The organism is Serratia sp. NCCP-200 (assembly GCF_059697885.1).
On the sequence record NZ_BAAKUJ010000009.1, the window covers coordinates 186,125 to 197,522 of the forward strand.

General features: G+C 53.9%; 11 protein-coding genes and 1 riboswitch. Of the genes, 5 read left to right on the forward strand and 6 right to left on the reverse strand.

Going from position 1 to position 11,398, the window contains the following annotated elements:
* Window positions 1-20: 20 nt before the first annotated feature.
* From AC6HVW_RS23330 to AC6HVW_RS23345, 4 genes are all read right to left on the reverse strand, one after another.
* Window positions 21-347 carry a type II toxin-antitoxin system HicB family antitoxin gene (locus AC6HVW_RS23330; RefSeq protein WP_059199394.1) on the reverse strand — a complete coding sequence of 109 codons (327 nt, stop codon included), beginning with the start codon at window positions 345-347 and terminating at the stop codon, window positions 21-23.
* The gene (locus AC6HVW_RS23335; protein ID WP_059199395.1) at window positions 334-594 is read right to left on the reverse strand and encodes a hypothetical protein; all 261 of its coding nucleotides are present in this window, start codon (window positions 592-594) and stop codon (window positions 334-336) included. The genes AC6HVW_RS23330 and AC6HVW_RS23335 overlap by 14 nt, the downstream gene beginning before the upstream one ends.
* Window positions 595-764: 170 nt before the next feature.
* A complete protein-coding gene (locus AC6HVW_RS23340; protein ID WP_071683721.1) occupies window positions 765-2,213 on the reverse strand; it encodes a dihydrolipoyl dehydrogenase in 1,449 nt (482 codons plus the stop codon).
* A gap of 133 nt (window positions 2,214-2,346) precedes the next feature.
* Window positions 2,347-3,078: a glutathione peroxidase gene (locus AC6HVW_RS23345; protein WP_071683720.1), complete on the reverse strand. Its 732-nt coding sequence runs from the start codon at window positions 3,076-3,078 to the stop codon at window positions 2,347-2,349.
* Window positions 3,079-3,231: 153 nt separating this feature from the next.
* On the opposite strand from AC6HVW_RS23345, the gene oxyR reads away from it, so the two are divergent.
* Window positions 3,232-4,149 (forward strand): DNA-binding transcriptional regulator OxyR, encoded by a 918-nt coding sequence (gene oxyR / locus AC6HVW_RS23350; RefSeq protein WP_021181915.1) that lies wholly within the window; start codon window positions 3,232-3,234, stop codon window positions 4,147-4,149.
* Here the strand turns inward: oxyR and sthA are convergent.
* On the reverse strand, window positions 4,132-5,529 hold the full coding sequence (gene sthA, locus AC6HVW_RS23355; RefSeq protein WP_186486573.1) for a Si-specific NAD(P)(+) transhydrogenase: 1,398 nt from the start codon (window positions 5,527-5,529) through the stop codon (window positions 4,132-4,134). The genes oxyR and sthA overlap by 18 nt on opposite strands.
* 214 nt (window positions 5,530-5,743) lie before the next feature.
* Here sthA and fabR point away from each other — a divergent pair, with 214 nt between their 5' ends.
* Both fabR and AC6HVW_RS23365 read left to right on the forward strand, forming a co-directional pair.
* Window positions 5,744-6,376: an HTH-type transcriptional repressor FabR gene (fabR, locus tag AC6HVW_RS23360; protein ID WP_024482854.1), complete on the forward strand. Its 633-nt coding sequence runs from the start codon at window positions 5,744-5,746 to the stop codon at window positions 6,374-6,376.
* A 13-nt stretch (window positions 6,377-6,389) separates the two neighbouring features.
* Window positions 6,390-6,752 (forward strand): YijD family membrane protein, encoded by a 363-nt coding sequence (locus AC6HVW_RS23365; protein WP_059199397.1) that lies wholly within the window; start codon window positions 6,390-6,392, stop codon window positions 6,750-6,752.
* Between the two features lie 64 nt (window positions 6,753-6,816).
* Here the strand turns inward: AC6HVW_RS23365 and trmA are convergent, their stop codons facing one another.
* On the reverse strand, window positions 6,817-7,917 hold the full coding sequence (gene trmA / locus AC6HVW_RS23370; protein ID WP_071683719.1) for a tRNA (uridine(54)-C5)-methyltransferase TrmA: 1,101 nt from the start codon (window positions 7,915-7,917) through the stop codon (window positions 6,817-6,819).
* A 123-nt stretch (window positions 7,918-8,040) separates the two neighbouring features.
* Window positions 8,041-8,252, forward strand: a riboswitch (cobalamin riboswitch).
* A 74-nt stretch (window positions 8,253-8,326) separates the two neighbouring features.
* Here trmA and btuB point away from each other — a divergent pair.
* On the forward strand, window positions 8,327-10,207 hold the full coding sequence (gene btuB, locus AC6HVW_RS23375) for a TonB-dependent vitamin B12 receptor BtuB (protein ID WP_059199399.1): 1,881 nt from the start codon (window positions 8,327-8,329) through the stop codon (window positions 10,205-10,207).
* Window positions 10,152-11,015 carry a glutamate racemase gene (gene murI / locus AC6HVW_RS23380; protein WP_037376430.1) on the forward strand — a complete coding sequence of 288 codons (864 nt, stop codon included), beginning with the start codon at window positions 10,152-10,154 and terminating at the stop codon, window positions 11,013-11,015. The genes btuB and murI overlap by 56 nt, the downstream gene beginning before the upstream one ends.
* Window positions 11,016-11,398: the final 383 nt, after the last annotated feature.

Genomic DNA, 11,398 nt, shown 5'->3' on the forward strand with positions numbered 1-11,398 from the left:
AGGGCAGCGCAATGCTGCCCTTATCCTGCCAACCGGGCGCACAAATAGCGGTTCAGGCTAACGCCTTCATCCATAGCATTAATCGCCAGGCGGCGATGCTGTTCCGGGGTCATCCGCAGCACCAGTTTCCCACTGAAGTTTTTCTCTGCCAGTGCCTCTGGCGGCGTTTCACCTTGGGAAAGCATATCGGCAATCACATCGCGGACTAGTTTTTCAATGCCGTCCAGTGCTGCGGTGCGGGTAGGTGCCAACCATGACAGAGAGGGAAACTCCGTACAGAGGCCGACATACTCGCTATCCTCCGCTGACCAGGTGATGCGGTAAGTGTAGTGCTCATGTTTTTCCATTTTCTTCCTCCAGTTTGATCAGCGCGCTGATCACCTGTTTGACCTGATATACCTTTGCCATGCCGCTATCTGCACGTTGGATATTCACGCGTGGATCCCCCGGCCAAGGCATTTTGTAAACCTTGTGACTGCCACCGTTCAAGCGGGGTGGGCCAAACCAGTAGGTGCAGATCGTTACTAATGTGTTGAATTTGATATTGGCTTGCCGCTGTTGCAGATCGTCAATGGTTTCTCTGAGTCCTTTCATTTTGCAGCCCTATATTAGTATCAATATTAGTATCATTTCAAGGTGAGGGAGCATAAAAATGACGCTAAAACCAAAACTCGGCAAGCAAGGAGATTCAAGGCTGGAATACCATACGCAAAAAACCGGGCGCGAAGGCCCGGTGGATGGTGACTAATAGCAGAGATAAAGGCTTATTCGCCAGGACAACGCTGGCAGCGTTCGGCCTCAGACTCACCCAGCTTCAGCTTGGCTTGCAGATCGCGTAGCGCGGTACGCAACCCTTCTTCGATCACCGGATGGTAGAACGGCATATCCAGCATTTGGTCGATGGTCATCTGCTGCTGATGTGCCCAGGCCAGCAGATGGGCGATATGCTCCACGTCTGGCCCCATCATCTCTGCCCCCAGGAAGCGGCCAGTCCCTTGCTCGCCATAGACGTGCAAGATGCCTTTATTGCGTAGCATCACCCGGGAACGGCCCTGGTTTTCGAACGATACGGCACCCACTTCAAAACAGCCACAGGCGCTGAATTTCTGGTTCAGTTCACGGAAGGTTGAGCCGACCATGGCAATTTGCGGGTCTGAAAACACCACGGAAATCGCACTGCGGCGCAAGCCTGGCGTTACCTCAGGGAAGCTGCCCGCGTTGTGTCCGGCAATACGAGCCTGATCGCTGGCTTCGTGCAGCAGTGGCAATTGGTTGCTGGCATCCCCAGCGATGAAAATATGCGGCACGCTGGTTTGCATGGTTAAGCGATCGGCCTGTGGCACGCCTTTGGCATCCAGCACCAGGGTGGTATTTTCCAACCCCAGCTTGTCGACGTTCGGGCGGCGGCCGGTGGCGGCCAGCACGTAATCCACCATCATTTCCTGCGGTTGACCGTGCAGATCCTGGTAGCGGATAAACACTTTGTCGCCTTCACGCTGCATGATGTCTACTTTGACATCTGGGTCGAGATAGAACTCTTCACCCAGCGTTTTAGCGGCATATTCCCGTACTATGCTGTCGGTCAGCGGGCCAACCGCGCCACCAACGCCGAACACTTTCGTGGTAACGCCAAGGCGATGCAGCGCCTGGCCCAGTTCCAATCCGATCACCCCTGGGCCAAATACCGCGACGGACTGCGGCAAATCATCCCAGTTAAACACATCGTCATTGACGATCAGGCGGTCGCCCAGGTCGTTCCACGGCGCAGGCCAGCTAGGGCGGGAACCGGTGGCAATCACGATACGCTGCGCGACGATGCGCGTATGCTCGTCAACCTGCAGGGTGTTGTCGTCAATGAAGCGGGCATAGCCCTGAATTTTATCTGCGGCCGGGATGTTATCGACCCCTTCCAGTACAAAACCGACGAAGCGATCGCGCTCGCGTTTTACGCGATCCATCACTTCACGGCCATTAATGGTGGTTTTCCCCGCAGGATGGATGCCAAACCCTGGAGCACGTTCGATCTGATGCACCGCTTCTGCCGCAGCAATCAGCAATTTGGAAGGCATACAGCCAACGCGGGCACAGGTGGTGCCAAAAGGTCCGCCCTCAATCATCACCACGCTCGGGGTAGAAAGTTTTGCTGCGCGGTAAGCGCCTAGTCCGGCTGTGCCGCCGCCAATAACGGCGACGTCGACATTCAACAGTTTCATATCCGCTCCTGAAGGGAATAAAAAAAGGGCGGGTTAGCACCCGCCAAAGGTCACATTACTTCTATTCCGTTAGGTTTTTCAGGCGACAGATTGTTGAACCGTGCCTGAGACCCATCGGGTTTATTTTTATCATTCAGGCTGACAGTAAGTTTTCCAGATCGTCGCTACCACCGATGTGGCGACCACCGATAAACACCTGTGGCACGGTAGCACGGCCGCTGACAGCGCGCAGGCTGACCGTGGTCGCGTCTTGGCCCAACACGATTTCTTCATATTGGATCCCGCGCTCTTGCAGCATTTGTTTGGCTTTGGCGCAGAATGGGCAGCCCGGCTTGGTAAACAGGGAGACCGATTCCTGCACTTGGAATTCTGGTGCCAGGTATTTCAGCATGGTGTCGGCGTCAGAGACTTCAAACGGGTCGCCCGGCTTGTTTGGCTCGACGAACATTTTTTCTACCACGCCGTTACGCACCAGCATGGAGTAGCGCCATGAACGTGGGCCAAAGCCCAGATCGGCTTTCTCAACCAGCATGTTCATGCCCTTGGTGAACTCACCGTTGCCGTCCGGCACGAAGGTAATATTGTCGGCGTGTTGATCGGCTTTCCAGGCGTTCATCACAAAGGTATCGTTCACCGAGACGCACAGGATGCTGTCAACGCCGTGTTGCTTGAACACGCTGGACAGTTCGTTATAGCGCGGCAAATGGCTTGATGAGCAGGTTGGGGTGAACGCGCCCGGCAAGGAGAACACGATCACGGTTTTGTCTTTGAACAGGTCATCCGTGGTGACATCGAACCATTGGTCGCCCTGGCGAGTATGGAAGGTAACCTGAGGGACTTTTTTGCCTTCTTGACTGGTAAACATGAATTAACCCCTTAATTAGAAAAATGAATTTTTTATGTTGGCGCCGTTGCGCTTCGTTGGGGGACATTATTCACTGCGGGGCTTGATAGTTCTAATCACTCGTTGCTATCTTATCTATCGCCATGAGCTATCATGGCCAGGAGGGAAACAACAATGAATATTCGTGATTTAGAGTATCTGGTCGCCTTGGCCGAGCACCGCCATTTCCGGCGCGCTGCCGACTCATGCCATGTCAGCCAACCAACATTGAGTGGGCAGATCCGCAAGCTGGAAGACGAGTTGGGCGTGATGCTGCTCGAGCGGACCAGCCGTAAGGTGCTTTTCACGCAGGCAGGCTTACTGCTGGTGGAGCAGGCGCGCACCGTGCTACGCGAAGTCAAAGTCTTGAAGGAAATGGCCAGCCAGCAGGGGGAGGCGATGTCCGGGCCGTTGCATATCGGCCTGATCCCTACCGTGGGGCCTTATCTGCTGCCGCAGATTATCCCGACGCTGCATAAATCCTTTCCCAAGCTGGAAATGTACCTGCACGAAGCACAAACCCATCAACTGCTGGCACAGCTGGACAGCGGCAAGTTGGACTGCGCTATTCTTGCCCTGGTGAAAGAGACCGAAGCCTTTATCGAAGTGCCTTTGTTCGATGAGCCGATGCAATTGGCAGTCTATTCCGACCATCCGTGGGCGCAGCGCGAACGCGTGGCGATGGCCGATTTGGCGGGTGAAAAACTGCTGATGCTGGAAGATGGCCACTGTTTACGCGATCAGGCGCTGGGCTTTTGCTTCCAGGCCGGTGCGGATGAGGATACCCACTTCCGCGCGACCAGTCTGGAAACGCTGCGTAATATGGTTGCTGCAGGCAGTGGGATAACGCTGTTGCCCGCTTTGGCAGTACCGCGTGAGCGCGAACGTGATGGCGTGTGCTATCTGGAGTGCTACAAACCGGAACCGAAGCGCACCATTGCTCTGGTGTATCGCCCCGGCTCCCCGCTGCGTAGCCGCTATGAGCAGTTGGCCGAGGCTATTCGCGAACACATGCAGAACTACCTGGACGCGAACTTAAAACAGGCGGTTTAAGCCGTTTAGCGCTGCCACACGGTAGGCTTCGGCCATGGTCGGATAGTTGAAGGTGGTATTGACGAAATACTCGATGGTATTACCTTCACCTTTCTGTTCCATGATCGCCTGACCGATGTGAATGATCTCTGCCGCACGCTCACCAAAGCAGTGGATCCCCAGGATCTGCAAGGTATCGCGGTGGAACAGGATCTTCAGGCTACCCACGTTCATGCCGGCAATCTGCGCCCGGGCCAGGTGTTTGAACTGGGCGCGGCCCACTTCGTAGGGCACTTTCATCGCCGTCAGTTCCTGCTCGGTTTTACCGACGGAGCTGATTTCTGGAATGGTATAAATGCCCGTTGGAATGTCTTCGATCAGATGCCCGCTGGCTTCCCCAGAAGAGATGGCCTGAGCGGCGATGCGTCCCTGATCATAAGCAGCAGACGCCAGACTCGGATAGCCGATCACGTCACCTACGGCATAAATGTGGGATACGGCGGTCTGATACATGCTGTTGACCTTCAGCAGGCCACGGCTGTCTGATTCCAGACCCACGTTTTCCAGGCCCAGCGCATCGGTGTTACCGGTACGGCCATTGGCGTACAGCAGGCAATCGGCCTTCACTTTCTTGCCGGATTTCAGATGCACAATCACGCCATCGTCGGTGCCTTCGATCTTCTCGAACTCTTCATTGTGGCGGATCACCACGCCGTTATTCCAGAAGTGATAAGACAGAGAATCTGACATCTCTTGATCGAGGAACGCCAGCAGCCGATCTCGGGTGTTGATCAAATCCACCTTCACGTTCAAACCACGGAAGATTGAAGCATATTCGCAGCCAATCACCCCGGCGCCGTAGATAATCACGTGGCGTGGCTCGTGGTTCAGCTCCAGGATGGAGTCGCTGTCATAAATGCGCGAGTGGTTAAAATCAACGCCGTTCGGATGATAAGGGCGTGAACCACAGGCGATCACAATATGGTCGGCGCGGATGGTATCCTGCGTGCCATCCATATAGCTTACGCTGACGGTGTTGGCGTCGATAAACTTGGCGTTACCGGCGAACAGCTTGCACTGGTTACGTTCGTAGAACCCTTGGCGCATGCGCGTTTGCTGGTTAATCACGCTGTCGGCGTGGCGTAAAATGTCAGGGAAGGTGGCGCTAAGGGGGCGGGAGTTATTGTAAAGCGGGTTCTGGTTGAATTCGATAATGCGGCTGACGGCGTGGCGGAGGGCTTTTGAGGGGATGGTTCCCCAGTGAGTACAGCCGCCGCCCACGTTATTGTACCGTTCGATCACGGCCACGCGGGCACCTTGTTTCACCAGACCCATGGCTGCGCCTTCACCACCAGGGCCGGAGCCGATGATAATGGCATCAAATTGATAGTGTTGTTGCATGTAGGAGAGACCTGTTCTTATACAAATTTACAACGGTATCTTAACATCATAGCGCTGCGTGCCCAATTACCATTAGCTTTTTTGTGGCAAAGCACAATCGGCGTGGCCCAGAACTGTGACAAAGCGCGTTTGTATAAATGCTGTTGCAATAAATTTGCTATATTGCCAGTTCTGCGGCGTTAGACTGAAGAAGGGAAGTCATCCGGATATGCAAATGGGCGTCAGAGCACAACAAAAAGAACGCACTCGTCGTTCCCTCATTGAGGCGGCTTTCAGCCAGCTGAGTGCCGAGCGCAGTTTTGCCAGCCTGAGCCTGCGTGAAGTCTCACGAGAGGCGGGCATCGCGCCCACGTCTTTCTATCGCCATTTTCGCGATGTGGATGAGCTTGGGCTCACCATGGTTGACGAAAGCGGCCTGATGCTGCGCCAATTGATGCGTCAGGCACGCCAGCGTATTGCCAAAGGCGGCAGCGTGATCCGCACGTCGGTATCGACCTTTATGGAGTTTATCGGCAATAATCCCAACGCCTTTCGGCTGTTGCTGCGTGAACGTTCCGGTACCTCGGCCGCGTTTCGTGCGGCGGTAGCACGGGAAATCCAACATTTTATCGCCGAACTGGCAGATTACCTTGAGCTGGAAAACCATATGCCGCGCAGTTTTACCGAGGCGCAGGCGGAAGCTATGGTGACGATTGTGTTCAGTGCCGGTGCGGAAGCGCTGGATATTGATATTGAACAACGGCGGCAGCTCGAAGAAAGGTTAGTGTTGCAACTGCGGATGATTTCCAAAGGAGCCTATTACTGGTATCGCCGCGAACAAGAAAAAGCATCTGTATCCCACGTATAACAAGGTGAAAGTCATGGAAAAACTAAGCCGTGAGAATGGTACTTTACTGCTGGCGTTGATTGCCGGCCTGTCCGTAAACGGTTCCTTTGCCGCGCTGTTCAGTTCGGTGGTGTCGTTTTCAGCCTTCCCGTTGATTGCTTTGGTGTTGGCGGTATATTGCCTGCATCAGCGTTACCTGAACCAGCCAATGCCGGATGGTATGCCAAAACTGGCGGCTGGCTGTTTCCTGTTGGGCGTCCTGGGGTATAGCGCGATCGTGCGTGCGGAATACCCGCAGATCGGCTCGAACTTCCTGCCCTCGATTGTCTGCGTGGTGCTGGTGTTCTGGCTTGGTTTCCAATTAAAGAAACGCAATACCGTCGCCGTCCAGCATTAATAATGGTTTTATCGAGAAAAGGCACTTTGCGGAGTGCCTTTTTTGGTTTTTGCGCCCGTCTAGATCAGCGGCGTTCGAGCAATACGCCACATTCCATATGATGGGTGTATGGGAACTGATCGAATAGAGCCAGGCGAGTGATTTTGTGCGTGGCCTGCAGCGTATCCAGATTGGCGCATAGGGTCTCCGGGTTGCAGGAGATGTAAAGGATGCGTGGATAGGTCTGCACCATCTTCACCGTTTCCTCATCCAGCCCGCTGCGCGGCGGATCGACGAAAATCGTCTCACAGTTATAGCTGCTCAGATCGATCCCTTTTAACCGGTTGAACTCGCGAGCGCCGTTCATTGCCTGAGTGAAGTCTTCCGCCGCCATACGGATAATCTGCACGTTGTCGATATTATTGGCCGCGATGTTGTACTGCGCCGCCGCCACCGAAGGCTTGGCAATTTCAGTGGCTAACACCCGCTCGAAGTTGCGGGCCAGGGCCAGCGAGAAGTTGCCGTTACCGCAATACAGCTCCAGCAGATCCCCTTTTGAACCTTGGGTGACATCCAGCGCCCATTCCAGCATTTGCACGTTCATGGCGGCGTTGGGCTGGGTGAAGCTATTTTCGACCTGGCGATAAATCATTTTGCGGCCAGCGACCGGCAGCACTTCGTCGACGTAGTCCTGATCCAGCATGATTTTCATCTTCGAGGCGCGGCCAATCAGTTGCACATCGAAACCGTCTGCGCGTAACGCATCACGCAGCGCAGTGGCATCTTGCTGCCATTGTTCGTCCAGCTTGCGGTGATACAGCAGCGAGGCAATGATCTTACCGCTCTGCGTAGAAAGATAATCGATCTGGAACAGCTTGTGGCGCAGCACTGGATTGGGCTTGAGGGCCGCCATCAGGGCGCTCATCAGGCGGTTAATCAGCTCGCTGGCCGCCGGGAAGCTATCGACGCGAATACGCTGCTTGGTCTGCTGATCGAACATGATGTGGTACATATCGTCCTCATCATGCCAGATGCGGAATTCCGCACGCATCCGGTAGTGGTTGATTGGCGAGCGAAACACTTCCGGCTCGGGCGCCGTGAACGGTGACATCATGGTCTTCAGGCGGGCTGTTTTCTCCGCCAGTTGGTCGTCATAGCGTTCAATGGGCAAATTCTCGGGCGTCATGGTTTCTCTCGTCAGGCAAATTGGATCAGCGGGGATTGTAGGGAATCAGCCCGTGAAGTCCAGTTTTGTTGTGGTGCTATTTTGCAACACTGTTGGCAATCTAGACATCCATTTTCATTGATTGTAGCATTGCCGTCCGGTCTCAAGCAGCGAGTGAAAAGGGAATCCAGTGCAAATCTGGAGCTGACGCGCAGCGGTATGGGGAAGTCACGGCGATAGCGTTAAATGACGCAGACACTGTCCACTGCAGGATGGGAAGTCATCGCCCGGTGCCGGTTGCCACAGGCAACCGGCAAATCCCAAGCCCGAAAACCTACCGGTGTACGTCGCAATATCCATAGCCGTCGCGAACTACCGGCCGTGGCCCTGCGGCATCCCCAATGAAGTTTGGATGCTTTTTATAATGACAATGATAAAAAATACACTGCTGGCGGTGGTCTCCTCCGCGACGGCATTTTCTGGATGGGCGCAAGATAACACCACGGCTAAAAGTAGCGATGATCTGGTGGTTACCGCCAATCGCTTCCCTCAACCGGTCTCTTCCGTATTGGCGCCTGCCGATGTGGTAACCCGCGAAGATATCGATCGCTGGCAGGCCAAAAGCCTCAATGATGTGATGCGCCGTTTGCCCGGTGTCGATATTTCACAGTACGGCGGTATGGGGCAGGGGTCATCTCTCTCAGTACGCGGCACTGAAGCTCGTCATGTATTAGTACTGATCGACGGCGTGCCAATGGCCCGTCTGGGGATCAGCAACGGCGTCGATTTTAACCAGGTTCCGTTGGCGCTGGTTCAGCGTGTGGAGTTTATCCGTGGGCCGCGCTCTGCCATTTACGGTTCTGGTGCCATCGGCGGGGTCATCAACATCATTACCCAGACGGATAAAGAGGGCGGCAAAGTCCAGGCGGGGATCGGTTCTAAAGGATACCAGCAGTACGATGGTGCCTTGCGCCAGCGTTTTGATAACACTGTTGCTACCGTTGCAGGCAGCTACCAGATGACCAACGGTTTCAATGTGCAGCCAGGCTCGCCTTATTCGGTCGACAGCGATCGTGATGGTTTCCGTAATAAAAGCTTCTGGGGCGGGTTGGAACAGCAGTTCAATCAGAATTTCTCAGGCTTCGTGCGGGGTTATGGTTATACCAATAACTCGGACTACGATGTCGGCAGTGTACCTTACAGCCCGAAGTACAGTAATGATGAAGACCGCCTGTATAGCCATACCTATGATATGGGGCTGCGTTTCCTGTCTGGGGCTTTCTCTTCTCAACTGACGGGCAGCTATCAGAAACAGAAAGATTACAACTACAGCAGCCAGAATGGCCGTTATGGCATCAGCACTACGCTGGATGATATGGATCAGCGTAACCTGCAATGGGGCAATACCTATGCTTTCGAGCACGGTAGCGTTACCGCCGGTGCCGATTTCCAGCAACAGCGCCTGACTTCTTCCGACAGTTCCTTTGCCGATACCTATAAAAGAGACAACACAGGCTTGTACCTGAGTGGCCAGCAGCAGTTTGGCAGCGTGACGCTGGAAGCCTCTGGGCGTGAAGACAAGGCAGGTGACTTTGGTTGGCACGGTACTTGGCAGACCGCGGCAGGTTGGGAGTTTGTTGATGGCTATCGAGCTACCTTATCTTATGGCACGGGTTTCCTGACGCCGTCATTGGGTCAGCAATATGGCTCAAAACGCTTTGGCATTGATTCCAACAGCAACCTCAAGCCGGAAGAGTCCAAACAGTGGGAAATGGGTCTGGAAGGTTTGACCGGTCCATTGGATTGGCGTCTGTCTGCCTACCATTACAAAATCCAGAACCTGATCAACTATGATTCTGACCCGGTGACCTATCAGGGGCAGTATTACAATGTGGACAAGGCAACGATTAAAGGCGTGGAATGGACGGGTAGCTTTGATACCTGGATGTTCACCCACCGGTTGACGCTGCAATATATCGATCCGCGTAATGACCAGACCGATGAGGTGCTGGCGCGCCGTTCGAAACGTCAGGCCAAATATCAGTTGGATTGGACGATGTTCAACCTGGACATGGATATCTCGTATCAATACTACGGCAAGCGTTACGACAATATCTCTTCTACTTATAACCCTGAGCAACGCGTATTGCCGAGTTACAGTACGGTCGACGTGAGCGCCTCATATCCAATAACCTCTCAGCTGACAGTTCGTGGTAGAATTGCCAACCTGTTTGATAAAGATTATGAGACGGCTTATGGCTACGCTACCCCAGGAAGAGAGTACTACCTCACTGGCAGCTATACCTTCTAACGCCACTGCGGCTCCTCGCCCGACGGCGCTGGTTTTTGATTCCGGCGTCGGCGGGTTGTCAGTGTTTCAGGAGGTTCGGCAACTGCTGCCGGATCTCCACTATATCTATGCCTTCGATAACGTGGCATTCCCCTACGGCGAGAAATCCGAAGAATTTATCGTTGAGCGCGTGCTGGAAATTGTCAGTGCGGTTCAGGAACGTCATCCTTTGGCAATCGTCATCATTGCCTGCAATACCGCCAGTACCGTTTCCTTACCTGCGCTGCGTGAGCGTTTTGCTTTCCCTGTGGTGGGAGTGGTGCCTGCGATCAAGCCTGCTGCCAAACTGACCGCCAACGGTATCGTCGGTTTGCTGGCCACGCGCGGTACGGTTCAGCGTACTTATACTCATGAACTGATCGAGCGTTTCGCGACAGATTGCAAAATTGAGCTGTTAGGCTCTTCTGAGCTGGTGGAATTGGCAGAAGCCAAGCTGCATGGTGAACCTGTGCCGCTGGCAACGCTGAAGAAAATATTGCAGCCGTGGCTGAGCATGCGCGAGCCTCCGGACACGGTCGTGTTGGGCTGTACTCACTTCCCTCTATTATCTGAAGAGCTGATGCAAGTCCTGCCTGAAGGAACGCGTCTGGTGGATTCCGGTGCGGCAATTGCCCGCAGAGCCGCCTGGCTTATCTCTAATCAGGAAAATCTGGTCTCAACTCAGGAAGAGAATCTGGCGTATTGCATGGCGCTGAATGAAGACACCGATGCTTTATTGCCCGTTTTGCAGGGTTATGGCTTTAAATCGTTGAAAAAACTGCCGCTTTAATGGGGTTTTGCTTAAACATTCGACGGTCAGCAAAAAAAATGAATTTAGGGGTTGCGGCGTTCTGAGAACTCCCTATAATGCGCCTCCACTGACCGGGAACAACGACGAACAAGTCGCCCAGCCAGGAAGAAGCAACCCGGTGAAAACACCGCGTCTCGTAAGAGAAAAAGGTTGACTCTTCAGCGGGAAAGCGTAATATGCACCTCCCGCGTTACCGAGAAACTTACCGGTAACGAACGCTCTTTAACAATTTATCAGACAATCTGTGTGGGCACTCACAAGGCGATATCCAGCTGCTTCGGCAGCAAAAAAATATCAAGTCTTGAAGAGTGACCAAGCAGTCATTCATGCGAATGAATGATTACGAAAGTTAATTTTCGAGC